Origin of the sequence: Rhizobium sp. WYCCWR 11146, assembly GCF_013591995.1 — a bacterium.
Lineage (GTDB): Bacteria > Pseudomonadota > Alphaproteobacteria > Rhizobiales > Rhizobiaceae > Rhizobium > Rhizobium indicum.
Window position 1 is genome coordinate 53,908 of record NZ_JACCEY010000021.1, and the last position, 26,024, is coordinate 79,931.

Sequence of the window (26,024 nt, forward strand, 5' to 3'; positions counted from 1 at the left end):
CCGAGGAAATGTCCTCCGGCCCGGGCCGCGAAATGATCCGCGACGTGCTGGCGGCGCAGGCGGGCGCAAATGCCTGTAAATGCGCCGAATATACCCGCCAGCAGATCGGTCTCATCGCCGAGAGAGCGAAGGCCCGCAGCGAGGCCTTTCCGGATGTCGACCGCGTCATGGACGAGGTGGTGGCGCCGATCATGTACCGCATCCTGTTCGGCGACGTACCGGATGCAGCGCGCGTGCGCGATCTCGTCGCCCGAGTCATGGACGCGGCGCTGTAAGCTGCCTCTTACTCTGCGGCGGCGCGCTTGAGGCCGGAAATCTGGGTGATATAGGCGCGTAGCGCCGCCGGCCGCACCGGCTTGTGCTGAACGGCGATGCCGTATCGCTCGGCCTCGCTGCGCACCTCCGGCGTGCGGTCGGCCGTGATCAGCAAAGCGGGGATATCGGCGCCGAACTGGCGGCGCAGATGCAGGATCGCGGCAATGCCGGTGCCGTCGCCGAGATGATAATCGGCGATGACGATATCAGGCGGTCCCTCCTGGCCATCGACGGCGGTGACGTCGGCGAGGCAATCCAGCGCCTCCACTTCGCAGCCCCAGCCGCTGATCAGGAGCCGCATGCCTTCGAGGATCTTCGGCTCGTTATCGATGCAGAGGATCTTCAACCCGCTCAGCGGCTGGCCGGGACGGTCGGCGGGCGCAACCGCTGCTGCCGCCGCGGCCGGGCGTGAGACGTCGAGCGGCATGGCGATGCGGAATTCCGTGCCCTTGCCATGCGTCGACTGCAGCTCGACCGGATGGTTGAGTACGCGGGCGATGCGGTCGACGATCGACAGGCCGAGCCCGAGGCCGGAGGCGGTTTTGGCACCTTCGTCCAGCCGCGCGAATTCCTTGAACACCGTGCGGAATTTCGATGGCGGAATGCCGATGCCTGAATCGATCACCTGGATGATCACCTGGTTGCCCCGCCGCCGCGCGCCGACCAGCACCTTGCCGGTGATCGTGTATTTGATGGCGTTGGAAACGAGGTTCTGCACCAGCCGGCGCAGAAGATTGGGGTCGGAGCGGACCCTCAGCGACGTCGGCATGATCACCAGCTTCAGCTGTTTTTCACGGGCGATCGGCGCGAAATCGGTCTGGATACGCTCCAGCAGGTCGGAGAGCGCGACGGAGGCGAGCCGCGGCCGCATGGCGCCGGTATCGAGCCTGGATATATCGAGCACCGCGCCGAGAATGGTCTCGACCGATTCCAGCGCGGAATCGATGTTGCGCACGATCGGACTGTTCTCGGATTGCGCCATGCGCTCGACCAATGCCGAGGAATAGAGCCTGGCGGCATTGAGCGGCTGCAGGATATCGTGGCCGGCGGCGGCGAAAAAGCGCGTCTTGCCGATGTTCGCCTCGTCGGCGGCGGCGCGCGCCTCGCCGAGTTCGCGGTTGACCCGGGTAAGCTCGGCCGTGCGTTCGGCGACGCGCTGCTCCAGCGTTTCATTCGCCTGTTTCAGCGCCTGGTCGGCGTTCACGCGCTGGGTGATGTCGGTGAAGGTGGCGACGATGCCCTTGTCCGGCATGGCGTTGGAGCGCACCTCGATGATCCGCTCGCCGCCGCCGAGCACCAGCGCGAAAGGTTTGTCGAGCGTCAGGAAATGCCGCACCGTCTGGCTGAGATCGCCGGGCGCGATGTCGCCGCGCTGGATGAGCGTGGTGACGATATCGGACAAGGGAAAACCGACCTGGCCGGCACTTTCCGGAAGATCCAGCAATTGCCGGAAACGCCGGTTCCAGATCGTCAGCCGGTTGGAACTGTCGAAGACGGCAATGCCCTGGTCCATCTGCGAAAGCGCCGTCTGCAGCATGTCCTGGTTATATTGCAGCGCCTCGCTCGCCTGGTCGAGCAGCCATGCGGTGTCGGAAGAGGCATCCTCGATCTTCTGCAGGATCAATGACAGCACGAGCCGGGCCGAGGACGAGCCGATGGCGCTGCCGAGCAGCTGTTCGCTGAAATGGATGAGTGCCATGTCGGCCGGCTGCTCGTCCTCCAGCTTGCGGCCGGAGCCTTGTTCGTAAGTCGTCAACGAGCGCTGCATGCGCTCTTCGCCGAGATAGCGCGAGATCGCCGCCTTGAGATCGCCGACGCTGATGCGGGTCTTCCAGCCGCGCGTGGCAAATTGCGAGCGCGAATGCCGCTTGACGAAGATGCCGGCCTGAATGCGCTCCAGCGGCTTGGCGTTGCGGGTGAGCGAGCCGACGACGAAGAAGGCGCTGTTGACGAGCAGGCTCATCGCCGTCGCATTGACCAGCGGATCGGCGTCGGGGGCCGTAAACAGCGTGGTCCCGGGAAAGATGAAGCCGAGCACGGCGCTCGCCACATAGGAATAATCTGGGCCGCCGAGCGAGGGCAGGAACAGCAGGTAGATCCAAATGACGAAGCCGGAGGTCAGCCCGAGGATCGCGCCGCGCGCATTCGCCCGCCGCCAGATCAGCCCGCCGAACATCGCTGGGGCGATTTGCGCGATCGCGGCGAAGGAAAGAAGGCCGATCGAGGCAAGGCCGGCGGTGCTGTCGGTCGAGCGGTAATAGGCGTAGCCGAACAGCAGCACGGCGAAGATGGCGCTGCGGCGGATGTTGAGTAGTGTCTTGGCGAAATTGTCGCGCAGGCTGGCGCGGCCGGCGAGTTTGCGCCGGAGGAAGATCGGCATGACGATATCGTTCGACACCATGATCGACAGTGCGACGGAATCGACGATGACCATCGCCGTTGCGGCGGAGAAGCCGCCGATGAAGATGATCAGCGAAATGACGGGCATCTGGCCGGCAAGCGGCAGCGACAACATGTAGAAATCGGCATTGCCGGCGCCGCCGAAGGTCAAGAGCCCGCCGATCGCCACCGGCAGCACGAAGAGATTGATGGCGATGAGATAGGTGGGAAACAGGAAACCCGCGAGTTTCAGCTGTTTCGGCGTCCGGTTCTCGACAACCGTCACGTGGAATTGCCGCGGCAGCAGGATGATCGCAAAGGCCGACAAGATGATCAGGGTGATCCAGCGGCTGATCGGCGTGTGGTAGCTGAGCGCCGACATGACCAGCTCATTGTCGACGGTCTTGCGCCAGAGATCGGTCGGGCCGTCGAACAGAAACCAGATGACGCAGACGCCGGCCGTCAGGAAGGCGACGAGCTTGACCACGGATTCCATCGAGACAGCGAGGATGAGGCCATCCTGGTGCTCTGTGGCATCCGTATGCCGCGTGCCGAACATGATGGCAAAGCAGGCAAGCACCAGCGTCGCGAGGAGCGGCAGGTCGAGGAAATAGAGATTGCCGCTGCCGATGCCGTAATCGGACGGATTGACCATGGCGCTGACGGTGCTCGAGATCGCCTTGAGTTGCAGCGCGATATAAGGAATGGCGCCGATCAGCGAGATCAGCGCGACGATCGTTGCGACCGTCGGGTTCTTGCCGTAACGCGCGGCGACGAAATCGGCAACGGAGGTGAGCTTCTCCGCCTTGGCGAGCTCGATGATGCGGCGAAGCAACGGCATGCCGAGCGTGAAGACCAGGATGGGGCCGATATAGATGCCGGCAAATTCCAACCCGCGCTGCGCGGCAAGCCCGACGCTGCCGAAATAGGTCCAGGAGGTGCAGTAGATCGCAAGGCTCAGCGCATAGACAACCGGCCATCCGCCCAGCGTGCCCGGGCCGAGGGTGCCCTGGCCGCGGTTCTTGCGGTCGCCATAGCTTGCCACGGCGAAAAGCAGGAGCAGATAGCCGAAGGCAGACGCGAATATGACCCAGCCTGGAAGCATTGACCCTCCGCCGGCGGAAAACCCGCCGGACCTCCCGCAACGTGGGTCAGCTTAAGTCATTTCAGACGCTTTGAAAATTCCTGGCCGTCTAGGCCTTAAGTCAAAGACCGCGGGAGAGGTATTGCTGAATAATTGCGATTGCCGATTGATTAATTGCAATGAAGATGTAGCTAATAAATTCCATTGCATGTCTTTGAAATGGATCGAAGGGAGACGGATCCGATGCTCAATGAGTTCAAGGCCTTTATCGCCCGCGGCAATGTCATGGATCTTGCAGTCGGCGTCATCATCGGCGGCGCCTTCGGTGGCATCGTCAAATCTTTGGTGGATGACCTTATTATGCCGATCGTCGGCGCCATTTTCGGCGGCTTCGATTTTTCGAATTACTTCCTCCCACTCTCGTCGGCCGTCAACGCGCAGTCGCTCGCCGCCGCCCGCGAGCAGGGAGCGGTGTTTGCCTATGGCAGCTTCCTCACCGTGCTCATCAACTTTCTCATTCTCGCCTGGATCATCTTTCTGATGGTCAAGGGCGTGAACACCCTGCGTGCCCAGGTCGAGCGCCAGGAAAAGGCTGCACCGGAAGAGCTGCCAGCGCCGGCGGCAGACGTTCAGCTTCTGACGGAAATCCGCGATCTTCTCGCCACGCGCCCGACGGCTTGATCCGGCTGGAGCCCCTCCGCTTCGGCCGGGCTCATTCATCACCAAAATCGATATGCCATCACTGGATGTCATGGGATTTGCCGGCGCAAATCCGCTATGAAGGCGGAAACCGGAGATTTGCATGTCGATCGTCAGCAGCCTCAGCCCGCGCGCCCTGGCGGCGCCCGAAAGCGGGATCGTCGAACTCGTCAATTATGCCCGTGGCCGCGAAGGCCTGCTGCCGCTCTGGGTGGGTGAGGGCGATCTGCCGACGCCTGATTTCATCAGCAGGGCGGCAATGGATGCGCTTGCTGCCGGCGAGACCTTCTACACCTGGCAGCGCGGCATTCCGGAGCTTCGCCAGGCACTTTCCGATTATTACGACAGACATTTCGGAATCCGGCTTCCGGTCGAGCATTTCTACGTTACCGGCTCCGGCATGCAGGCGATCCAGATCGCCGTGCAGGCGCTGACCTCGCCGGGCGACGAGCTGGTTTACCTCTCGCCTTCCTGGCCGAATATCGCCGCCGCCCTGGAGATAGCAGGTGCGCGCTCGCTCAGTGTCGAGCTGCAGTTTGAAGGCGGCAAATGGGCGGTCGATCTTGACCGCATCGAAACCGCGATCACCCCGAAGACCAAGGGCATCTTCATCAACACGCCGTCGAACCCGACGGGCTGGACGGCAACGAAGCAGGATCTTGGCGATATCCTGGCGCTTGCCCGCAAGCACGACCTCTGGATCCTGGCAGACGAAATCTACGCCCGCTACTCCTTTGCCGGTGGCCGAGCGCCCTCTTTCCTCGATGTGATGGACGAGGGCGACAAGATCATCTTCGTCAATTCCTTCTCGAAGAACTGGTCGATGACCGGCTGGCGCGTCGGCTGGATCGTAGCACCCCCTGAAATGGGTCAGGTGCTCGAAAACCTCATCCAGTATTCTACATCGGGCGTGGCTCAGTTCATGCAGAAGGGCGCCGTTGCAGCCCTTGATCAAGGCGACGATTTCGTCGCTGCCAATATCGCCAAGGCGGCCCGCTCCCGCGATATTCTCTGCGATGCGCTTGTCGCCACCAACCGCGTCGAGACACTGAAACCGGACGGCGCGATCTACGCCTTCCTGAAGATCGACGGCGTCGCCGATAGCCGCAGGGCAGCGCTTGATATCGTCGACAAGACAGGCGTCGGCCTTGCTCCCGGCACCGCTTTCGGACCGGGCGGCGAACTCTTCCTGCGCGCCTGTTTCCTGCGTGATTCCACCCAGGTGGCGATCGCCGCCGAGCGCCTCTGCAACTATATCCTCAAGCTCTGACGGCGATCGGCCTGCAGCGAAAAGGAGAAGAAGTCATGGCTATTTCCGTAGGAGATCGCCGGGGTCTGCCCCTCATCCGCCTGCCGGCACCTTCTCCCCGCTTGCGGGGCGAAGGGGACATGCCGCGACCTCTCCGTTCTCCGCCCACCTCTCGCAGGGCACGTCCCCTCTCCCCGTTTTTACGGGGAGAGGGTTAGGGTGAGGGGCAGCCAATCGGTACACAATACCTCGATTTCGTGCCGGAATCGCCGGATCGATAAAACTCTAGCAAAGCCCGAAATCGGCCTCTAACCACGACTCCAAACATACCCGTTCAAAGGCCTTCCAAAGGCGGTTCGATAAGAAAATTGGAAAGAAAAACCGGCGCCTGATGCCCCTGCTTATAAAAACGAAAGCAGGGATGCGGGACATGGCGGTTTTGGTGACGGGCGGGGCCGGATATATCGGCAGTCACATGGTTTGGGCGCTGCTCGATGCAGGCGAGGATGTGGTTGTGCTCGATCGCCTCTCCACGGGCTTTCGCTGGGCCGTGGCGCCGGCGGCGCGTTTCTATCTCGGCGACATTGCCGATCCCGACATATTGAAAAAGGTCTTCATCGAAAACGACATCGAGGCGATCATCCATTTCGCCGGCTCCGCCGTCGTTCCGGTCTCGGTCGCCGATCCGCTCTCCTATTACGACAACAATTCCGGCAAGACCCGGGCGCTGCTGAGCGCGTCGATCAAGGCCGGTATCCGCAACTTCGTCTTCTCTTCGACAGCCGCCGTCTACGGCCAGCAAAAGACCGACCTGCCGGTGAAGGAGACGGCCTCGCTCAATCCGGAGAATCCTTACGGCCAGTCGAAGCTGATGACCGAATTCATGCTGCGCGATGCCGCCGCCGCCTATGATTTCAACTATGTCGCGCTTCGCTATTTCAACGTCGCCGGCGCCGACCCACACCACCGCGCCGGCCAGTCGACCTCAGGCGCCACGCACCTCATCAAGGTCGCCTGCGAGGCAGCGCTCGGCACGCGCGACAGCGTCAATGTCTACGGCATCGATTATCCTACCCATGACGGCACCGGCGTGCGCGACTACATCCATGTCAGCGATCCCACGGATGCACATCTGAAAGCGCTGCAGCACCTGCGCAGAGGCAAGGGTTCGCTTGTTGCCAATTGCGGTTATGGCAGCGGCTATTCCGTGCTCGACGTGCTGAACATGGTCACCCGCCTGCACGGACATTCCTTCAAGATCCACATGGCGCCGCGCCGCGCCGGGGATTCGGCAAGCGTCGTTGCAGATGCTTCGCTCGCCCGGCAGGTGCTCGACTGGAAGCCCAGATACGATTCGCTGGAAACCATCGTCCAGAGCTCGCTCGATTGGGAACTGTTCCTGTCGAACAAGAATGTCGACGACCTGCACAGCATCCACCGGGCACTCGCCGCCGCTTCGTTCTGATCCAGGAACCCATTTACCATCCCCGCGCCTGCGGGGGCCGCTTGCCGTCACGTGAATAAGGAAAAATCAAGCTTTCTTTGGCTGGTTCGGGCCAACGGAAAAGAGACGATGAAGAACTTTCTGGCCTCATTGCAGCTGCAAAAAGACAATCCGACGCTTCTGCTGGCGCAGTTCCGAGCCCTGTCGTCGCAGATTCCCATTCTCTATGTCCTGCTGATCATCAACGCCCTTGCGGTGGCGATCACCCACCTCAAATCCGCGCCCCTTTGGCTTTCGCTCTATATTCCCGTGGCCCTGAGCGTCGTCTGTGTCTTCCGTCTCTGCTGGTGGGAGATCCGGGGCAAGGAAGATGTGACCGCCGAGCGGGCCTACAGGCTGATGAAGGTGACGATATCAGGGGCCGGCATCCTGGCCGTCGCTTTCGGCGGCTGGGCGATCGCGCTTTACCAATATGGCGATGCTTCCCAGCAGGGTCAGATCGCCTATTTCCTCGTGGTGACAGGCATTTCCTGCATCTTTTGCCTGATGCACCTGCCGATGGCGGCAGCCCTGACCACGGTCATCACCTTCTCGGCCATGGTCGCGACCTTCTTGTTTTCGGGCAATCCCGTTTTCGTGGCGACGGCCATCAGCGGCCTCTTCCTGATCCTGCCCTTCCTCAGGGTGATCAACAGCTATTTCCAGAATTTCGTCGGTCTCGTGCAACTGACCGAGGAGCTGAAGCAGAAGCAGGCGGAAGCCGAAGAGCTGAACCTCGTCAACAGCCGCAACGCGCTGCACGACCAGCTGACCGGCCTTGCCAATCGCCGCAGCTTCTTTCTCTCGCTGGAAAAACGGCTGCAGAAGAATCCGTCCTCGCCGCCCGTCCTCGGCATTCTCGATCTCGACGGCTTCAAGCCTGTTAACGACGTCTTCGGCCATGCCGCCGGCGATCTCGTGCTCAAGGAGACGGCACGCCGCTTCGTCGCGCTGGTGGGCGAAGAGGGCATCGTCTCCCGTCTCGGCGGCGATGAGTTCGGGATCATCTTCCCCTGCTCGATGACGCGGCAGGCGATTGCCGATCTCGGCCAGGCGCTCTGTGCTGCCGTCCGCGACCCTTTCGAAATCCCCGACGGCTCGGTCCGCGTCTTCGGCTCGTGTGGCATCGTCTATCCCGATATCGGCACATACACCGCCGAGGATCTCTACGAGAAAGCGGATTTTGCCCTCTACCAGGTCAAGAGCAAGCGCAGCAGCGGCGTCGAATTCTTCTCCGCCGAACACGAGAAGATCCTGACGCAGCGCCACCTGATCGAACTCGAGCTGCAGGCGAATGATTTCGCCAAGGAATTGAAACTCGACTATCAGCCGATCGTCGAGCTGAAGAGCGGCCGCGTCGTCGCTTACGAGGCGCTCGCCCGCTGGGACAGCGCCCGCTTCGGCCGCATCAGCCCTGACGCCTTCATTCCGGCTGCCGAACGCACGGCCGTCATCGGCCGCATGACCCGCATCCTCTTCGCCAAGGCGCTCGAAGCGCTGGCGATCATTCCACGCCATCTCAGGCTGTCCTTCAATCTCTCGGCGCGCGATATCTGCGACCACGAGACGTCGATGGCGCTGCTCGCCATGATCACCCGCTCCGGCATCGATCCGAAGCGCATCGAATTCGAGATCACCGAGACGGCGCTGCTCTCCGATTTCGACACCGCCGACCAGGTGATCACTATGCTGCGCGCTGCCGGCATCTCGATCGCGCTGGACGATTTCGGCACCGGCTATTCGAGCCTCAGCCATATTCATCGTCTCGGCTTCGACAAGCTGAAGATCGACAAGTCCTTCGTGATGAATTTCGATCGTGACGCCCGTTGCATGAACATCACCCGCTCGGTCGCCAATCTCTGCCAGAATCTCGGAATCGCCTCCGTCGCCGAAGGCGTCGAAAGCGAAGAGATCGCCGAGGGATTGAAGGCGATGGGCGTGCGTCTGGCGCAGGGCTATCATTTCTCGCTGCCGCTGCCGCTGGAACTTGCCATCGATTACGCCGCCCGGTGCGACGCCGCAGTCTCCGCCCGCAATTCGCTGTCTGCCTGAACCGACCTTGAATCGACTGGAGTGATGCTTCACCGTCGTCTATTCATGGTCTCAACAGATGAGGTGAACCATGCAGGACGGCGAAGTCATCATTGAACGGCGGGGCACCGCAGGCGTCATCCGGCTGAACCGGCCGCGAGCACTGAACAGCCTGACGCTGCCGATGATTCGAGCGATCACCGAAGCCCTTCACGACTTTGCCCGAGATTCCGAGGTGGCAAGCGTCGTGGCGACTGGGGAGGGCGAACGCGGCTTCTGCGCCGGCGGCGATATCCGCGCCCTGCATGAGAGTGCCCGCGCCGGCGATGGCCTCGCAGGTACCTTCTGGCGCGAGGAGTTCCACCTCAACCATCTGATCGCCTCTTATCCCAAACCCTATGTCGTGCTGATGGACGGCATCACCATGGGCGGCGGCGTCGGCCTGTCGTCGCACGGCCGCCACCGCATCGTCACCGAGCGCACACGGCTTGCCATGCCCGAAACCGGCATCGGCTATGTCCCCGATGTCGGCGCCACCTGGCTGCTGCCGCGCGCACCGGGCGAAGCCGGAACATGGCTCGGCCTGACCGGGCTCGACATTGGTGCTGCCGATGCGATCCACGCCCGCCTTGCCGACCTTCAGATCGCCTCGTCGAGGCTGGATGAAGTGATCGATGCTCTCTCGGGCCTGCCGCGCGGCAGTTCTCCCGGCGATGTCGATGCCGTGCTGCAGGCATTTTCGGAGCCTCAGGGAGAAAGCCGGCTGCGACAGAACGCGGCGGTTATCGATCGCGCATTTGGTTTCGACAGCGTCGAGGAAATCCTGGCAGTACTCGCCGGGGAGGAAGGCGAATTTGCCGCCGAGACGCGCCGAGTGATGCTGACGCGTTCACCGACCAGTCTGAAGCTCGCTTTGCGGCTGCTCAGGGCCGGCCGCCGCAGCGCCTCGCTTGCCGAATGCCTCGGCCGCGAACTCGGCGCCTGTCTGCAGATGCTTGATAATCCCGATTTCTTCGAGGGTATCCGCGCCGCCGTCATCGACAAGGACCGCAATCCGCAATGGTCGCCGGCAACTGTTGAGGCTGTGGGGGCCGAAACGGTCGAGCATTTCCTGAAACCGGCCGAACCGCCGCTTTCACTCTGAACGCTATCCAGTTATCGCCACATGCCGCGCATGCGGGCGCCGACATCGATGCGCACCTGCCGCGCCTGCGCTTGAGCGGCAGTCTGCGATTTCACCTGCGGCCAGCTGCAGGCCTCGAAGAACTGCAGCAGGGTCGCGGGAATGAAGCGGCTGCGTGAGGCATAGACATGCCGGTCGCCCTGCGAGTTCTGCCCATAGGTGAAGAAGCGTTGTGGCACAACGAGGTCGAGACCATCCCGGGCGCGTGTCATGGCGACGTAGAGCAGCCGGCGTTCCTCTTCGATTTCGGCGGTGGTGCCGACGGCGAGATCGCTCGGTATGCAGCCGTCGACGACGTTCAGCATGAAGACTTTCGTCCATTCCTGGCCCTTGGCGGAATGGATGGTCGACAGGATGAGATAATCCTCGTCGAGAAGCGGCACGCCCGCCTGGTCGCTGGTCGCATCCGGCGGATCGAGGGTGAGCTCGGTGAGAAAGCGCTCGCGTGAGGCATAACCGCTAGCGATCTGCTCGAGCTGCAGCAGATCGGCCTGCCGCGTCGCGGCATCCTCGTGCAGCCGTTCCAGATGCGGCGCGTACCATTGCCGCGCCAAACCGATCTCTGCCGGCCAGCCGGCCTTCCCGGTCTTCAGCTCCTGCAGCATCGAAACGAACATTGTCCAGTCCTCGCCGGAGCGCGGCGGCGCTGGCATGGAGCCAAGAGCAGTAATCGGGCTGGCATCCTCGGCCATCAGGTCGAGCGTCTTCTGCGCCGTCGACGGGCCGACGCCCGGCAAGATCTGCATCAGCCGGAAGCCCGCCACACGGTCGCGCGGGTTCTGGGCGAAGCGAAGGGCGGCCAGCATGTCCTTGACATGCGCGCTGTCGAGGAACTTCAGCCCGCCGAATTTGACGAAGGGAATGTTGCGCCGGGTCAGCTCGACCTCCAGCGGCCCGCTGTGATGCGAGGCGCGGAAGAGCACGGCCTGCTGTTTGAGCGTGAGGCCTTCCTCGCGGTTGTCGAGCACCATGTCGGTGATGTAGCGCGCCTGCTCGGCCTCGTCGCGCACCGTGACCAGGCGCGGCCGCTCGGACGATTGCCGCTCGGTCCAGAGATTCTTGGTGAAGCGCTCCGAGGCGAGATCGATGACGGCGTTGGCGGCGGCGAGGATCGGCTGCGTCGAGCGGTAGTTGCGGTCGAGCGTGACGATATTGGCGGCCGGGCTGAAGGCGGCGGGAAAATCGAGGATATTGCGCACCGTCGCGGCACGGAAGGAATAGATCGACTGGGCATCGTCGCCGACGACGGTCAGTCCCTGGCCTTGGGGTTTCAGCGCCAGCAGGATCGAGGCCTGCAACCGGTTGGTGTCCTGATATTCGTCGACCAGCACATGGTCGAAGCGGCTGCCGATATCCTCGGCAATCATTTCTTCGCCAACCATCTGCGCCCAGTAGAGCAGCAGATCGTCGTAATCGAGCACGTTCTGGCTCTGCTTGGCCTCGACATAACAGGCGAAGAGTTCGCGCAGCTGTTTCTCCCACGTCGCGCACCAGGGAAAGACGTCGCGCAGCACGAGGTCGAGCGCGGTTTCCGAATTCACCGCCCTGGAATAGATGGCAAGGCACGTGCCTTTTGTGGGAAAACGGCTTTCCGTCTTCGAGAAGCCGAGGTCGTGCCGGATCAGGTTCATCAGATCGGCACTGTCTTCGCGGTCGTGGATGGTAAACCCAGGATCCAGACCGATCTGCTCCGCATAATCGCGCAACAGCCGCGCGCCGATGCCGTGGAAGGTGCCGGACCAGGAAAGCGCGTCCGCCATCACGCCGGCATTCGAACCAAGCACATCGCGGCAGATGCGCTCGACACGCCGCGCCATCTCGGCGGCTGCCCGGCGCGAGAAGGTCATCAGCAGGATGCGGCGGGGATCGGCACCTTTGACGATGAGATGGGCGACGCGATGCGCCAAGGTATTCGTCTTGCCGGAGCCGGCGCCGGCAATGACCAGCAGCGGCCCGGCAATATGGTTGCCGTCGATGAGCGTGCCGTGCTCGACGGCCATGCGCTGCTGCGGATTGAGCTTTTCGAGATACATCCAGCCGTCCGGTCGGGCTCCCGCAGAATCACTGGGGAAAGATTAGATGTTCCTTGAATGTTCGCGATTGCTGTCCCTGTCAAGCGATCTGGCGCGCGGGCAACATCTCAGTCGGGGAAATCCGGACCGATCTCGCGCCGCACCAGCTTCAGGCTGCGGTCCGGCTGAAGAATATAGGTTTCCTCCACGCGCTGTCCTGTCCCGTTGTAGAACTGGTTGTAGACGGCGCTGCCGACCGGCGACTTGCTGAGCTTCGTTCGCGGCTGGCCGCCATAGGTGATGCTGCCGGGAATGGGTTCCAGCGCCGGCGCATCGGCCGAGGAACAGCCGGCAAGCCCGGCAAACAATCCTCCGGCAAACAAGGCAGGCAGAAGCGCTTTCATCGTCATCATCCCTCTTTCGACTGCAGCCAAATATGGAAGCCGCGGCGCCTTTCGCCAAGGGTACCCCATGCCACCGTGCAGGTATCGCTGTCGAACAGGCTCTTCTTTTCCGGGGGACGCAACGAAATGCGTCGCTGCGGCGTTAACAGACATCAACCAACATTAGGAAACGTTCACGGTGCTCGGCTTTCCAGCATTCACGGGGCATGGCGAGCCCGGCCGGCAGGGCCACAGCGATGCCGCGACGCGCGCCTCGGTGGAGAGCGCCCTTCATGCGGCCGCCGATATCGAAGCCGGCGAAATCACCGTCAGCATATCGGGCTCCTATGTCATCCTCGAAGGTTTCGTGCGTCAGCGGGGTGATATCGAGCGGGCAATCGAGATCGCCGAGGGCGTCGTCGGGCGAGGCTATGTGCGTGCTCGCTTGCTGCGACGCTAACGCATGTCGCCTAAAAGTGTGCAGCGGTTTTAGGACAACGACATGCATCAAATAAAAGTCCGGCTCGCGCGCGCAGTTCTTTACGATTCATGAAGGGAACCAAAATGCCCTCCCGCGGGTTGAAATGCCGGACCTAAACGCTGGAGACTCTCATGCAGTTGCTTCCTCGCCTCTGGGCAACGACCTTGATAGTGGGTTGCGGTGTCTTTGCCGGCTCCGCCCATGCCTCGCTGGAAACCGGCACGAATTATTCCGCTTTGCCGAAGGACCAGATCGCTCTCAACGAATATACCGGGGCCGTCGCCTGCACACCGGCAGAGCCCCACTATCTCCCCTCCTTTATCCGCGCGGCGGACGGCACGATCATCGGCGTCGGTTATATCGAGATCGAGAATGAGAGCGGCGCGGATTGCTGAAAAAAGGCGGTCCTGCTCGGACGAGGCTCGCCTGCGTTTCCGCAGAGGGTACGAGCCTCTAACCATCATCATGATGGCTGGGCATCTTCTATGAAGACACCTGTACCAGACACAACGCCTGCTGCACCAAAACCCGGCACGCATTTGTTGCAGGGTTAAACCAAAATTAAAGCCCAAAATTAGAGCATTGTCCCGTTCCGGCACGCTTGCGCGCCCAGAAGGCGAAAATCGCCCGAAATTCCTTGCCGAAGTGCTAATGCAACTTCAGCTTCGCCTCTTCGGCTGCCGCCAGAAACTCGGCTCTTGCTTCTTCCACGCTCTTGCGCCCATCGAGCGCTGCCCGGCAGGTGCTGCGGGCCTTGATATAACGAAGCCCGCGCATACTCGGCCAGAGATCCGCCAGGCACTTCAGCGCATCGAACGGCCCATTGACCGTTCGCGCATCGGCACCTTCGAAACCAACCTTGACCGGGCTGTTCCATCTTTCAGTTGCCATCGACGCTCCTCCACGATTTTCGACAGAAACGAAGTGCAGCATCTCCCAGTTCCTCCAGGGAGACATTGCGATAGCTAATATTCTAGCGTGATTTTCACCGTCAGCAATGGGCGGATCGTCGCTGATGCCGCAACGAATGGTTTTGCCTCGACCCATGACAGGAAAGCCTATGGCTGCCAGCTGATGAGAAACGCTAACTTATGAGGTGTTTTCGCCGGGAGATGGACTGTCTTTTCAAGAAAACTGGTGCTGCCGAGTGGGATTGAACCACCGACCTCACCCTTACCAAGGGTGTGCTCTACCACTGAGCTACGGCAGCAGGACCAGACCGCGTAGAGCCGGGTGGCTCAATCGCGGGAACGGGGCGGCTATTGCCACAGCTTGACGGCCAGCGCAAGCAGCAAATTCCAACTTCGCGTGGATTGGCACGCAAGGGACTTTTGGATCGGCGCGAATTCGGCTAATCCTGTCGCATGAATGAAAAGACCGAAACCGGCCAGCAGAGCCGCAAAGAGGCGATCGAGGCACAGGCGAAACTGCGCCGTGAGCGCGCCGCCGAAAAGCTCAGGGAAAATCTGGGGCGACGCAAACAGCAGGTCCGAGCCCGCCGTTCCGGCCAAGCCGACGAAACAAATGGGCTGCCCGCCGCAAAATTGGACGAATCGTAATGTTCCGTCCGTCGCGAATTGAAGCGTGTCGAGAAATCCCCTAAACACCTCACTCCTTATTCCAAGGCAGAACTTTCAGGAAAGGCGGGCGCTGCCCGTAAGCGCACATGGATCGTATCAGAATCGTCGGCGGTAATGAGCTGAATGGCATCATTCCGATTTCCGGCGCCAAGAATGCCGCACTGCCGCTGATGATCGCCTCGCTTCTGACCAGCGATACGCTGACGCTCGAAAACGTGCCGCATCTGGCCGATGTCGAGTTGCTGATGCGCATCCTCGGCAATCACGGCGTCGACGTTGCCGTCAATGGCCGCCGCGAGCGCCAGGAAGATTCCTATTCGCGCACGATCCATTTCACCTGCCGCACCATCGTCGATACCACGGCTTCTTATGAGCTGGTCTCGAAGATGCGCGCCTCCTTCTGGGTCATCGGGCCGTTGCTGGCGCGCGAAGGCCATTGCCGCGTTTCGCTGCCGGGCGGCTGTGCCATCGGCACGCGCCCCGTCGATCTCTTCATCGAGGGCCTGACGGCGCTCGGCGCGACCATGGAGATCGATGCCGGTTATATCAACGCCAAGGCGCCTGCCGGCGGCCTGATCGGCGCACGCTACACCTTCCCGAAGGTTTCCGTCGGCGCCACCCATGTGATGATGATGGCGGCAACGCTTGCCCGCGGCACGACGGTCATCGGCAATGCCGCCCGAGAGCCTGAGGTCGTCGATCTCGCCAACTGCCTGAACGCCATGGGCGCCAAGATCTCGGGCGCGGGTACTGCGACGATCACCATCGAAGGCGTCACTTCGCTCTCCGGCGCCCGCCACCGCGTCCTGCCGGATCGCATCGAGACCGGCACCTATGCCATGGCCGTCGCCATGGCCGGCGGCGACGTCGTGCTCGAAAATACCGATGTAGCGCTGCTCGAGACCGCAGTGGAAACCCTGCGCCGCGCCGGCGCGGAAATCTCGTCGACCAACAACGGCATGCGCATCAAGCGCAACGGCGCCGGCATCAGGCCGGTCGATATCGTCACCGATCCCTTCCCGGGCTTCCCGACCGATCTGCAGGCGCAGTTCATGGCGCTGATGACCCGTTCTTCCGGCGTCTCGCATGTCACCGAGACCATCTTCGAAAACCGTTTCATGCATGTGCAGGAGCTTGCCCGCCTCGGCGCCAGGATCTCGCTGTCCGGCCAGACGGCGAAGATCGAGGGTGTCCAACGCCTGCGCGGCGCCCCCGTCATGGCGACCGATCTGCGGGCCTCCGTCTCGCTCGTCATCGCCGGCCTTGCCGCCGAGGGCGAAACCACGGTGTCCCGCGTCTATCACCTCGACCGCGGTTTCGAGCGGCTCGAGGAGAAGCTGACCCGCTGCGGCGCCATCGTCGAGCGCATCAGCGAGTAAGCACCGCTCATCCCGGTTGCGTAATTGGTCGCCGCGCCTTATTTCCCTTGTCTGACGCATCGCCATTCCGGCGGTGCCCGGCCTAGGCCGGTAATGGGATGAGGCTGAATGACCGACCTGAAACTTGTTGCGCTCGATAACGAGGATCTTGCGATCATCTCCGCGCATATGCAGGACAGCGTCTTCAAGGTCGGCGACATCGACTGGTCGCCGCGCGACGCGCAGTTCGCGCTTGCCGCCAATCGTTTCGTCTGGGAAGGTGCCGAGCGCAAGCGCAAGGGTTTCGAGCGCCGCCGGGCTGCGCTGGTCTTCAAGCGTGTGCTTGCCGTCCGCTCGCTCGGCATCGATCGCGGGAAACGCGACGAAGTGCTGTCGCTGCTGGCGCTGCGCTTCGAGAAGAAGGGCGAGGGGCCGGAGGGCACGGTCGAGTTGTCGCTGTCCGGCACGGCCTCGATTGCGCTCGATGTCGAATGCATCGAGGTCCAGCTGGCCGATATCGGCGGCGCCTGGGAGGCGTCTTCCAAGCCTCGCCACCGCTGACGTGACGCCCTAAAGTTTGAACATCGCAGTTTCGAGTTGAGAAGGAATATCGGCCTTGGCAATCTGGCTGGATCAGGCATCGGAAGGTTTCGAGCAGCATTTTGCCGCCTTCCTGACGACGAAGCGTGAAGTCTCCGAGGATGTGAACGTGGTCGTCCGCGCCATCATCGATGATGTGCGCGTCCGCGGCGATGTCGCGCTTGCCGAATATTCGCTGAAATTCGACGGCATCGATTACGCCACCGTGCCGATGCGCGTTACCCCTGAGGAAATCGACGCCGCCGTCGAGGCAGTGCCTTCGGAGGTGCTAGGGGCGCTGAAGCTCGCCGCATTGCGCATCGAATCCCATCATCGCCGGCAGCTGCCGAAGGACGATATTTACGAGGATGACCTCGGTGTCGGTCTCGGCTCGCGCTGGACGGCGATCGAAGCGGTCGGCCTCTATGTTCCGGGCGGTACGGCGAGTTATCCGAGCTCGGTGCTGATGAATGCCGTGCCGGCCAAGGTCGCCGGCGTCGATCGCATCGTCATCGCCGTTCCCGCCACCGGCGGCGCCGTCAATCCGGCGGTGCTTGCTGCCGCCAAGCTTGTCGGCGTCACCGAGATTTATCGTGTCGGCGGCGCCCAGGCGATCGCGGCTCTTGCCTATGGCACCGAGACGATCGCCCCGGTCGCCAAGATCACCGGCCCCGGCAATGCATATGTCGCCGCCGCCAAGCGCCATGTCTTCGGCACCGTCGGCATCGATATGATCGCTGGCCCCTCCGAAGTGCTTGTCATTGCAGACAAGGACAACAATCCGGATTGGATCGCCGCCGACCTCTTGGCCCAGGCCGAGCACGATGTCAGTTCCCAGGCGATCCTCATCACCGATGATGCCGCATTCGGCAAGGCGGTGGAGCAGGCGGTCGAACGCCAGCTGAAGACGCTGAACCGGGCCGAGACGGCGGCAGCAAGCTGGCGCGATTTCGGCGCGGTCATCCTCGTTGCCGATCTGAAACAGGCCATTCCCTTGGCAAACCGTATTGCCGCAGAACATCTGGAACTCGCCGTCGTCGATCCGGACCGGCTGCTCGACGGCATCCGCAATGCCGGCGCGATCTTCATCGGCGCCCATACGCCTGAGGTGATCGGCGACTATGTCGGCGGTTCGAACCATGTGCTGCCGACGGCGCGGTCGGCACGCTTCTCATCCGGTCTTTCGGTGCTTGATTTCGTCAAGCGCACCTCGATCCTGCGTCTCGGCCCGCAGCAGCTCCGCACCCTCGGCCCGGCGGCGATCGCCCTTGCCGTTTCCGAAGGCCTCGATGCCCATGCGCGATCGGTCGCGATCCGCCTCAACCTCGAAAGGTGAGGGCATGGCGAAGGGCGATTTCCGGCTTTGCGACGTCGTCCTTGACGATACGATCGGCCGTTCGACGCCCGATGTCGAGCATGAGCGCGCCGTCGCCATCTTCGATCTGATCGAGGAGAACAGGTTCGAGCCGCTCGGCCATGCCGGCGGGCCTTACCGGCTGAACATCTCGCTGGTCGATTCGAAACTGGTGTTCGCCATCACCACCGAAGAGGGCGGCGGCGTCGCCACCCATATCCTGTCGCTCACCCCTTTCCGGCGGATCGTCAAGGATTACTTCATGATCTGCGAGAGCTATTACGAAGCGATCCGTTCGTCGACGCCGAGCCGTATCGAGGCGATCGACATGGGCCGGCGCGGCATCCACAACGAAGGCTCGCAGACGCTGAAGGATAGGCTGGCCGGCAAGATAGAGGTCGATTTCGATACCGCCCGGCGCCTTTTCACGCTGGTCTGCGTGCTCTACTGGCGCGGATGACGGCAATGGAGCGCGCCGTCGACGTCGAGGAGGGAAAGCGGCCGGGCGCCATCCTCTTCATGTGCGGGATGAATGCCATCCGCTCGCCGATGGCCGAAGCGATCGCCCGTAGCATTTTGCCGGCCAATACCTATATCAGGTCGGCCGGCGTTCGCGCCGGCGAGCGCGATCCCTTCGTGGATGTCGTGCTCGAGGAGATCGGGCTTTCCCTCGGGCGCCGCCAGCCGCAGACGCTGGAAGAGCTCGAGGACGATTACTTCGATCTGATCATCACGCTGTCGCCGCAGGCCCATCATGCAGCACTTGAGCTGACGCGGTCGAGTGCGGTCGATGTGGTCTACTGGCCGACGATGGATCCGACGGTTGCAATCGGAACGCGCGAGCAGATTCTGGAGAGCTACCGCGAGGTCCGCGATCACTTGGCCGGCCTCATCGAAAGCCGGCTACTCAAACGAAATGGCATTGCCGCGCAATCGGCATGAAAACAAATAAAGGAAAGCCTGATCAACGAGGTTCACAAACCTGCGTTGATTGTGTAGTTTCCGCCCAAATTTTAAAGGCGCGCGCTGCGCTGCCTATTCAACCCACAGGAAGAAAACACTTATATGCCTAAAGAAGAAGTCCTCGAATTCCCGGGAATCGTCACCGAACTTCTGCCGAATGCGACGTTCCGTGTGAAGCTCGAAAACGAACACGAGATCATCGCCCACACCGCCGGCCGCATGCGCAAGAACCGCATCCGCGTTCTCGCCGGCGACAAGGTGCTTGTGGAAATGACGCCCTACGATTTGACCAAAGGCCGTATCACCTACCGTTTCAAGTAAGTTTGCCCGAAGGTCCTGCAAGGGTTTTTGCTCCCGTCTGACGATGGTCGAGGTTCCATGGCGCTGAAATACAAGCTCATTCTGGCCTCGGGCTCGCCCCGTCGCGTTGACCTGCTCAACCAGGCCGGCATCGAGCCTTCGCGCCTGATGCCGATGGATATCGACGAGGCGCCGAAGAAGTCGGAGCATCCGCGTTCGCTCGCCCGCAGGCTTTCGGCTGAGAAGGCTGAAGCCGCCCTTGCCGCCATCAAGGGCGATATCACCTGGAAGGGCAGCTATATCCTGTCTGCCGATACGGTGGTCGCCGTTGGCCGGCGTATCCTCGGCAAGGCTGAGTTCGCCGACGAGGCCTTGAACTCGTTGCATCTCCTCTCGGGACGCAACCACATGGTCTACACCGGCGTTTGCCTGGTGACCCCGGATCGCAAGGTCCGTCAGAAGATCGTCGAGACCAAGGTGCGCTTCAAGCGTCTCTCGGGCTTCGAGATCGAGAACTACCTGGCCTCCGGCCAGTGGCGCGGCAAGGCAGGCGCCTACGGCATCCAGGGCCTCGCCGGCACCTTCGTGCAGAAGATGGTGGGCTCCTACACCAATGTCGTCGGCCTGCCGCTTTATGAAACCATTCTGCTTTTGACCGGCGAAGGCTTCGATGTGCATAGCCGGTGGCCCGAGGGTTGAGCCCGACGGCCGATCGCATAGGACAAACCGATATGCCTGACGACAAGAAAGCGGCCGCCAAGGTCGAACCGCTGCGCAAGACCCGCCCTTGCCCCGAATGCGGCAAACCTTCCCACCGCGAACATTACCCCTTCTGCTCCAACCGCTGCCGCGAGGCCGATCTGTCCCGCTGGCTGACCGGCGCCTATGCCATCCCGGTTGCCGACGATGAGACGAAGGCCGAATATCCCGATGAGGAAAACTAGAGAATTTCGCCTGCGAAGCTCTTATTTTTCTTCACGAATCCGCAAAGCCGGCAAGACCGTCAAAAAAGAGTCATTTGACGCTTGCCATGGGCGAACAAGATGCTATAACCCCGCTCGCTTCCGGGGTGAACCAAGGCCCCGCGGTTCCTTTTCTGAAAGGGAACTTCTGAAGCAGGTTAGCCCAGGTAGCTCAGTTGGTAGAGCAGCGGATTGAAAATCCGCGTGTCACTGGTTCGATTCCGGTCCTGGGCACCACTGCTATCAATCTTGTTTTCATTGTATTTTTATATCCGCATCATCGATGCGTGCGGGCATCCGATCGAAAGAACCTGCAGAATTTCGCAAGTATCGCCGTTGGCAATATTATTGTTGCGAAATAATTCGCTTTCAGCTATATTTACCCGTGAAAAAGATCGCCTACAGCAAGGCCGCCACGAAGGCACTCCGCAAGATGCAGCCGAAGCGCGCCGCGGCGATCGTCGCCAGGGTCGAAGCCTTCGCCAACGGCGAGACGGTCGATCTCAAGAAGCTGCAAGGCAGCGATTTTTTTCGAATTCGTGTCGGGCAGGACCGTGTCATCATCGACGATCAGACCATGCAGGTCCTCATCATCAAGGCCGGCCCACGCGGCGACATCTATAACGAATAGGAACCACCATGGGTGAAATCCAGAAACTGACCATCGACGGCAAGGGGTACGTGCTGCTTTCCGAAGACGACTATCAGGATCTTGTCGACATCAGCGAGGCGCGCGCCGCAAAGGCGCGTATCGACGCTGGTGAAGAGACCTGGCCTGAAGACGTCGTCAAGGCGCTGATTGCCGGCGAAGATCCTGTCCGGGTGTTCCGTAAGCATCGCGGTATGAGCATCAAGGAGCTGGCTGAAAAGTCCGGACTCTCCCAGCCCTATCTTTCCGAAATCGAGACCGGAAAGAAGGAGGGCTCCCTGGACGCACTCAGGTCGATCGCCAGCGCGCTGGACGTCGACCTTGACGATGTGGCTTGATGCATACGCATCCCAAGGCGGCCACGTTGTGATGGAGCTTGGTACTTTTCGAGCCGGATCCCTTTGCCCCATTTGGGGAGGCTCCCTCGTCAAAATATGATGCCGCGCGCCCGATATGCGGGGCCAGAAGGCGGCCAACAAACCCCTGACAGAGGTTAGTTTCGCCCTTTCGATGTCTTCGCCAGCATCTCGCTCAGTGTTGCCGCCGAGAGCATGGATTCGGCCAAAAGCTTTTTGAGCTTCTGGTTCTCTTCCTCCAGTGCTCTCAATCTTTTGGCATGGAGACCGACATTTCCGAACTGCAAGGATTGCCACCGATAGAAAGTCGGCTCGCTGATACCGTACCTGTGGCAAACATCTGCCACCGTCACTCCGGCTTGATGCTCCTTCAGAATGCCCGTAATCTGGTCGTTGTCGAATTTTCTCTTGCCCATCACCGCTTCAGTCCTCACGAAATGCTCTGTTGAAACTGTCGAGAAGTGGTCTGACAGCATAGAGCGCCACGCTGCTTTTGCCTGTTTCGATCAGTGTCTGCGCGGGCATGCCCGCGACCAGTTCGACATCACTCATTTTCGCCAATCGCTCGTCCGTTACACGGATCGTCGCGGCAAAGTAGGGCTGGCCGCTCTGCGTATCGATGAGACGGTCCGCTGAAACATACTCGACCCGACCTTTCAGGAGTGGAACGCGCCGCTGATTGTAGGGAAGGAGGTGGACCTGTGCCTCGAGCCCCGCATGAACGAGGTTGATGTCTTCCGGTCTGACGTGGGCAGACACGACAAGGCGATCGGAGCGTGGCAGAAGATCGACGAGCGGTTCACCGGCGCCGATCACGCCACCTGATGTGTGGACGCGCAGATTCATGATTGTTCCATCGTCGGGAGCGCGGATGTCGGTCCTTGCGAGTTGGTCGTCGATCGCCCGCAAGCGCTCGCGCAGCTGCATGATCCGGCTTTCCGTATCGCGCATGCCTTGGGCGACTTCGCTCAACCGGTCGCTCTCAAGCTTTGCGAGATCGGCCTGTGAGCCGCTGATCACTTGGTAGGCGCGAGAGATCTGTGCCTCTACTTGACCCTGCTGGCCATCAAGGTCTGCTTTTTCCCGCTGGAGGTTGAGAAGTCTGCTCCTTCTTTCCAGTCCTTTGGCGCTGAGGATCGTAACCTGATCCAGTTCTTGGCTCGAGATTGTCGCTCTGTCGGCCAGTGCTGCCTTCTGTGCGCCAAGTCCGACGATTTCCTGCCGCACCTGCGCGATTTTTTCATTGGCGATCTGAATTTCCGCCTGCATGACGCGGCGACGGGCTTCGAAGATTTTCTGTTGCCCGATCAGAATCGCGCTGACCGAAGGATATCTGTCCATGGCTGACCTGAGGTCCTCAGGATAGGCGATATGGTCGCCGCCCGTCTGCTCCGCAAGCAGGCGGGCGCGGCTTCCTTCGGCGTCCCAAAGTTGCCCTTGAATGCTGTCGCGCTCCGAGCGAGACTTCGTGTCGTCGAGTTCTATCACGATCTGTCCGGCCATGACCGCATCGCCGTTTTTAACGAGTATCCGTCGGACAATTCCACCTTCCAGATGCTGAATGGTCTTGCGGCTGGACTCCGGTTCGATAACGCCCGATGCAATTGCAGCGCTTTTCAGCGGCGCCAGGACAGACCAGATTCCCAATCCGACTATGAAAACCAGGATCAACAGGTTGCCTGTCCAAACAACGCCTCTGAGCCCCGGCATCGGCGAGGGGGGCGCGGGTCCGCGCTGTTTCGACTCGATCACCGGCAAATAGGCCGTCTGTTGCTTGACCAACCGCCGACCCGTCCTCGGCGAATTTGAAAATTTCGTCGGCGTTGCATCCAGTTGAACAAGGGCCATGGCCGCGTTTCTCCCTATGTTCCTGTTCGAGACGGTGGTTGAAGATAAGTTTCATAAATCCGTTCGCTGTCGCCGAAGGCAGCCACCGTCCCGTTACGCATGATGGCAATCTTGTTGGTGACCGGCAGGATCCCCATCCGGTGCGTTATGATAACGACGGTCATCCCCCTGGATTTCATGCGCTCGATTGCCGCAAACAGCATGCGTTCGCCGTCATAATCCAGGCTCGAATTCGGATCGTCGAGAACGATCAGAGACGGATTTCCATAGGCCGCCCGGGCCAGTCCCAGCTGTTGGCGCTGAGCTCGAAGGAGCAGGTTGCCACCTTCACCGATATCGGTCTCGTAACCCTGCGGCAGCCGCATGATCGCTTCGTGCAACCCAACCAGCTTCGCGGCGTCGATCGCTTTGCCGGGATCTCCTCCGTCCAGCCGGCCGATCACATCCTTGATCGCTCCGCCGAAGAGTTCGATGTCCTGCGGCAGGTATCCGACGTGGCAGGTCCCCCCACAAAGGCGCAGAGCCGAGATATCGACCCCACCGAGAAGAGCATATCCGCGCGTTGCTGGCACAACGCCTGCCATGACGCGACCGAGTGTTGATTTTCCCGATCCCGAAGGACCGATGAGCGCTATGCAATCGCCGGGGGCGAGGCGCAAGGTGATATCAGTCAATATCGGCCGATCAGCGAATGGCTTGATATAGCTGACATTATCGAGAACGAGGCCATTGGGTTCCGGCAGCGGCACCATTCGGGCATCGCAATCCGATGCAACTGATATCAGCATTTTGTTCAAGCGATTGAAGGCATTGCGCGCAAACGTAAAGGAGCGCCATGCCCCTATTGCGCCCTCGATCGGTGCGAGCCCGCGCCCGAGCAGCAGGCTCGCAACGAAGATGATCCCGGGACTGCCATTGTTTACGAGCACTAGCCATGTCGCGGATCCCATCATGAGGATCTGCGCGAGTGTGCGGATCGATTTGGAGAAACCAAGAATGATCTCCGTCCGATGCATCGCGATGTCCTGTGCCCTTCTTGCCATTTCCGCATCGCGATAGACGATCAGCGCCGCGCCATCCTGCATGCCCATCGCCCTGATGACCTCGATGTTTTTGAGGGCGGTCGCAAATCGGATATAGCTCCTCGAAAGGGCAAGATTGGCGTAGGCAAGCGGCTCTCGCGTCGCCAGTTCCGTCAGGAACGCAAACAGCAGAAGTGCAAGCGCGCTCAGAAGACCGATGGTCCCAAGCAGCGGATGAACGAGAAAGAGCAGGAACAGGAATACGGGTGCCCAGGGAACGTCAAAAAAGAGCGAGCTAGCCGGTGAATCGAGGAACTGGCGTAGTGCGGCCAGGTCCCTGTAACATTCCGTGGCGGCTCCCGTATCGGCGCGAGCGGCATATTCGAACGATGAGGTGAGCACCATGGGCCGTAGCCTGTGGTCCAGCCAACTGCCGATGCGCGAAAGAGCTGCTCTGCGCACGATATCCAGCGTGGACCCGACCATCACGCCGATGGCGATGATCATCGTCAGCATCAGCAGCGTGTCAGCGCTTCGGCTCGACAGGACCCTGTCATAGATCTGCAGGAGATAGATGGAAGGCGCGAGAAGAAAGAGATTGTAGCCGCAGCTATAGAGGAAGACCAACCCGAAGGCTCCGGCACAAGCCCTGAGCGCAACAACAAGCTGTGTCGGCGGGCGCGGTGGCTTTATGGAAATCGTTGTCATTATCAGATCTCGCTGCACTTGATTCTGACAAGAAGAGGCTGCGTGCTGATTCAGCAATTCAGGAGGGTCGCCAGCCGAAACCGGCGACCCTCAGAGTCAGAGTTCAGGAGCCGAGATGGTCGACGTCGATATGGCCGAAGGCGTTTATGAAGTGATCGAGAGAATTGTTCACCGTCGTCGTTTCGGGATCCGTGTGCACCAGAGCTGACGAGATATCGCCGCCCAGAGCGTTGTTCCCGTTGCCGCCGTTGCCGCCGACACCTGCGAGGATGGTGGCATGCTGATCGGCCACAAGCTGCGTATATTGTGTCGCGGTCGTAGCCGCATTCACGGTAGCCGTGTCGCCGCCGCTCGAGTTTCCTTGGCTGCCGTTGGAGTTTGAATCTCCCCCCGCGCCGCCGTCGCCGCTGTTCGTGACCGCCGCCAGGAAGCCGTTCTTGGCCTGAGCAAAGCCACCGTCTCCGCCACTGCCGGCGTCCCAACCTGCCTTCTGCCAAACGTGATCGCCATTGTGCAGATCGGTCGTTGCCCCGTAGACCGTTTGCACGGGGTTTACATAGGCAACCGGGTTGTAGTTGATGTTCCCATCGTTGTGGCCATCACCGCCGTTGCCGGCATTCGCGTCACCCGCATCCGGGTTGTTGAGATGAATCGTGTCGGATATTTGTGGAATAGGCATTGATGTCACTCCTTTACTTGGTTTCATCCGTGTTCGTTTTACGGCGTCCCCCTACGGCGTGCATTTCCAGCATGTCACCGCAGCCAATACAACCGCAGGCGAATATTGCCTGCGATTTAATCTGTGGCCTATCTAGATATTCGGTGACATTCATTTGGGCGTATACTTGGAAATGGCGGAGCGTTATTTGGATCAGTACTTATTGATTTGGTGCAGGGTGGCATGGTCGATCGTGTCTGCGACCTCGTCGAAGCGACATCAGGACCTCTGATCCATAGGCAGATTTAGAGCCTTTCCGGGTTAGATTGCAGCATTCTGCCGGAGCAGGTTTTCGTCAGGGCAAAGGCGATTGGCGACGGGCATACCT

General features: G+C 61.0%; 27 protein-coding genes and 2 tRNA genes. 20 read left to right on the plus strand and 9 right to left on the minus strand.

Features of this window, described 5'->3' with window-relative positions:
• Nucleotides 1-275, plus strand: a 275-nt coding sequence (locus HX899_RS35100) for a TetR-like C-terminal domain-containing protein (RefSeq protein ID WP_246697117.1), incomplete at its 5' end; no start/stop codon positions are given.
• Between the two features lie 8 nt (nt 276-283).
• Here HX899_RS35100 and HX899_RS15985 read toward each other — a convergent pair.
• Nucleotides 284-3,799: a hybrid sensor histidine kinase/response regulator gene (locus HX899_RS15985; protein ID WP_181292815.1), complete on the minus strand. Its 3,516-nt coding sequence runs from the start codon at nt 3,797-3,799 to the stop codon at nt 284-286.
• A gap of 222 nt (nt 3,800-4,021) precedes the next feature.
• Between HX899_RS15985 and mscL the strand changes: the two genes are divergently transcribed.
• The 5 genes from mscL (at nt 4,022) to HX899_RS16010 (ending at nt 10,384) form a co-directional block, all read left to right on the plus strand.
• Complete coding sequence (gene mscL, locus HX899_RS15990) at nt 4,022-4,459, plus strand: large conductance mechanosensitive channel protein MscL (RefSeq protein ID WP_138334485.1); 438 nt, start codon at nt 4,022-4,024, stop codon at nt 4,457-4,459.
• Nucleotides 4,460-4,580: 121 nt separating this feature from the next.
• Nucleotides 4,581-5,747 (plus strand): pyridoxal phosphate-dependent aminotransferase, encoded by a 1,167-nt coding sequence (locus HX899_RS15995; protein WP_181292816.1) that lies wholly within the window; start codon nt 4,581-4,583, stop codon nt 5,745-5,747.
• A gap of 409 nt (nt 5,748-6,156) precedes the next feature.
• Nucleotides 6,157-7,191, plus strand: a complete 1,035-nt coding sequence (galE, locus tag HX899_RS16000) for a UDP-glucose 4-epimerase GalE (protein WP_181292817.1) — start codon at nt 6,157-6,159, stop codon at nt 7,189-7,191.
• Between the two features lie 108 nt (nt 7,192-7,299).
• On the plus strand, nt 7,300-9,261 hold the full coding sequence (locus HX899_RS16005) for a bifunctional diguanylate cyclase/phosphodiesterase (RefSeq protein WP_181292818.1): 1,962 nt from the start codon (nt 7,300-7,302) through the stop codon (nt 9,259-9,261).
• 70 nt (nt 9,262-9,331) lie between these two features.
• Nucleotides 9,332-10,384, plus strand: a complete 1,053-nt coding sequence (locus tag HX899_RS16010) for an enoyl-CoA hydratase/isomerase family protein (protein ID WP_181292819.1) — start codon at nt 9,332-9,334, stop codon at nt 10,382-10,384.
• 11 nt (nt 10,385-10,395) lie between these two features.
• Here HX899_RS16010 and HX899_RS16015 read toward each other — a convergent pair whose 3' ends face one another.
• Together HX899_RS16015 and HX899_RS16020 are read right to left on the minus strand one after the other, a co-directional pair.
• Nucleotides 10,396-12,456, minus strand: coding sequence for an ATP-dependent helicase (locus HX899_RS16015; RefSeq protein WP_181292820.1), 2,061 nt, complete (start codon nt 12,454-12,456; stop codon nt 10,396-10,398).
• A gap of 107 nt (nt 12,457-12,563) precedes the next feature.
• On the minus strand, nt 12,564-12,839 hold the full coding sequence (locus HX899_RS16020) for a hypothetical protein (protein WP_181292821.1): 276 nt from the start codon (nt 12,837-12,839) through the stop codon (nt 12,564-12,566).
• Nucleotides 12,840-13,017: 178 nt separating this feature from the next.
• Between HX899_RS16020 and HX899_RS16025 the strand changes: the two genes are divergently transcribed.
• The gene (locus tag HX899_RS16025) at nt 13,018-13,278 is read left to right on the plus strand and encodes a BON domain-containing protein (protein ID WP_171599725.1); all 261 of its coding nucleotides are present in this window, start codon (nt 13,018-13,020) and stop codon (nt 13,276-13,278) included.
• A gap of 152 nt (nt 13,279-13,430) precedes the next feature.
• On the plus strand, nt 13,431-13,694 hold the full coding sequence (locus HX899_RS16030) for a hypothetical protein (RefSeq protein ID WP_138334477.1): 264 nt from the start codon (nt 13,431-13,433) through the stop codon (nt 13,692-13,694).
• A 253-nt stretch (nt 13,695-13,947) separates the two neighbouring features.
• Here the strand turns inward: HX899_RS16030 and HX899_RS16035 are convergent, their stop codons facing one another.
• Both HX899_RS16035 and HX899_RS16040 read right to left on the minus strand, forming a co-directional pair.
• Complete coding sequence (locus HX899_RS16035; protein ID WP_003545294.1) at nt 13,948-14,190, minus strand: DUF982 domain-containing protein; 243 nt, start codon at nt 14,188-14,190, stop codon at nt 13,948-13,950.
• Nucleotides 14,191-14,434: 244 nt separating this feature from the next.
• Nucleotides 14,435-14,509: transfer RNA gene (locus HX899_RS16040), tRNA-Thr, on the minus strand.
• 154 nt (nt 14,510-14,663) lie between these two features.
• On the opposite strand from HX899_RS16040, the gene HX899_RS16045 reads away from it, so the two are divergent.
• The 12 genes from HX899_RS16045 to HX899_RS16100 all read left to right on the plus strand — a co-directional run bounded on the left by HX899_RS16045 (nt 14,664) and on the right by HX899_RS16100 (nt 21,382).
• The gene (locus tag HX899_RS16045) at nt 14,664-14,858 is read left to right on the plus strand and encodes a hypothetical protein (protein WP_138388150.1); all 195 of its coding nucleotides are present in this window, start codon (nt 14,664-14,666) and stop codon (nt 14,856-14,858) included.
• A gap of 107 nt (nt 14,859-14,965) precedes the next feature.
• A complete protein-coding gene (murA, locus tag HX899_RS16050; RefSeq protein WP_003545312.1) occupies nt 14,966-16,258 on the plus strand; it encodes a UDP-N-acetylglucosamine 1-carboxyvinyltransferase in 1,293 nt (430 codons plus the stop codon).
• A 108-nt stretch (nt 16,259-16,366) separates the two neighbouring features.
• Nucleotides 16,367-16,798 (plus strand): DUF2948 family protein, encoded by a 432-nt coding sequence (locus tag HX899_RS16055; protein ID WP_138388149.1) that lies wholly within the window; start codon nt 16,367-16,369, stop codon nt 16,796-16,798.
• A 55-nt stretch (nt 16,799-16,853) separates the two neighbouring features.
• Entirely contained in the window at nt 16,854-18,152 is a 1,299-nt protein-coding gene (gene hisD / locus HX899_RS16060; RefSeq protein ID WP_138388148.1) for a histidinol dehydrogenase, read from the plus strand.
• 4 nt (nt 18,153-18,156) lie between these two features.
• Nucleotides 18,157-18,630 (plus strand): UPF0262 family protein, encoded by a 474-nt coding sequence (locus HX899_RS16065; RefSeq protein WP_003545319.1) that lies wholly within the window; start codon nt 18,157-18,159, stop codon nt 18,628-18,630.
• Nucleotides 18,627-19,112, plus strand: coding sequence for a low molecular weight phosphatase family protein (locus tag HX899_RS16070; protein WP_171599721.1), 486 nt, complete (start codon nt 18,627-18,629; stop codon nt 19,110-19,112). The genes HX899_RS16065 and HX899_RS16070 overlap by 4 nt, the downstream gene beginning before the upstream one ends.
• A gap of 123 nt (nt 19,113-19,235) precedes the next feature.
• The gene (infA, locus tag HX899_RS16075; RefSeq protein WP_003545338.1) at nt 19,236-19,454 is read left to right on the plus strand and encodes a translation initiation factor IF-1; all 219 of its coding nucleotides are present in this window, start codon (nt 19,236-19,238) and stop codon (nt 19,452-19,454) included.
• A gap of 57 nt (nt 19,455-19,511) precedes the next feature.
• Nucleotides 19,512-20,132 carry a Maf-like protein gene (locus HX899_RS16080; RefSeq protein ID WP_003545339.1) on the plus strand — a complete coding sequence of 207 codons (621 nt, stop codon included), beginning with the start codon at nt 19,512-19,514 and terminating at the stop codon, nt 20,130-20,132.
• A gap of 32 nt (nt 20,133-20,164) precedes the next feature.
• A complete protein-coding gene (gene yacG, locus HX899_RS16085) occupies nt 20,165-20,377 on the plus strand; it encodes a DNA gyrase inhibitor YacG (protein WP_138388145.1) in 213 nt (70 codons plus the stop codon).
• Nucleotides 20,378-20,556: 179 nt separating this feature from the next.
• Nucleotides 20,557-20,632: transfer RNA gene (locus HX899_RS16090), tRNA-Phe, on the plus strand.
• A 148-nt stretch (nt 20,633-20,780) separates the two neighbouring features.
• The gene (locus HX899_RS35105; RefSeq protein ID WP_138388144.1) at nt 20,781-21,026 is read left to right on the plus strand and encodes a type II toxin-antitoxin system RelE/ParE family toxin; all 246 of its coding nucleotides are present in this window, start codon (nt 20,781-20,783) and stop codon (nt 21,024-21,026) included.
• A gap of 8 nt (nt 21,027-21,034) precedes the next feature.
• The gene (locus HX899_RS16100; protein WP_138388143.1) at nt 21,035-21,382 is read left to right on the plus strand and encodes a helix-turn-helix domain-containing protein; all 348 of its coding nucleotides are present in this window, start codon (nt 21,035-21,037) and stop codon (nt 21,380-21,382) included.
• Nucleotides 21,383-21,537: 155 nt separating this feature from the next.
• Here the strand turns inward: HX899_RS16100 and HX899_RS16105 are convergent, their stop codons facing one another.
• The 4 genes from HX899_RS16105 to HX899_RS16120 form a co-directional block, all read right to left on the minus strand.
• Nucleotides 21,538-21,816, minus strand: a complete 279-nt coding sequence (locus HX899_RS16105) for a transposase (RefSeq protein ID WP_164986455.1) — start codon at nt 21,814-21,816, stop codon at nt 21,538-21,540.
• A gap of 7 nt (nt 21,817-21,823) precedes the next feature.
• A complete protein-coding gene (locus HX899_RS16110; protein ID WP_171599719.1) occupies nt 21,824-23,248 on the minus strand; it encodes an HlyD family type I secretion periplasmic adaptor subunit in 1,425 nt (474 codons plus the stop codon).
• 14 nt (nt 23,249-23,262) lie between these two features.
• Nucleotides 23,263-24,978 (minus strand): type I secretion system permease/ATPase, encoded by a 1,716-nt coding sequence (locus HX899_RS16115; RefSeq protein ID WP_138388141.1) that lies wholly within the window; start codon nt 24,976-24,978, stop codon nt 23,263-23,265.
• Nucleotides 24,979-25,081: 103 nt separating this feature from the next.
• The gene (locus HX899_RS16120) at nt 25,082-25,657 is read right to left on the minus strand and encodes a PE-PGRS family protein (RefSeq protein ID WP_138334522.1); all 576 of its coding nucleotides are present in this window, start codon (nt 25,655-25,657) and stop codon (nt 25,082-25,084) included.
• Between the last annotated feature and the right edge of the window lie 367 nt (nt 25,658-26,024).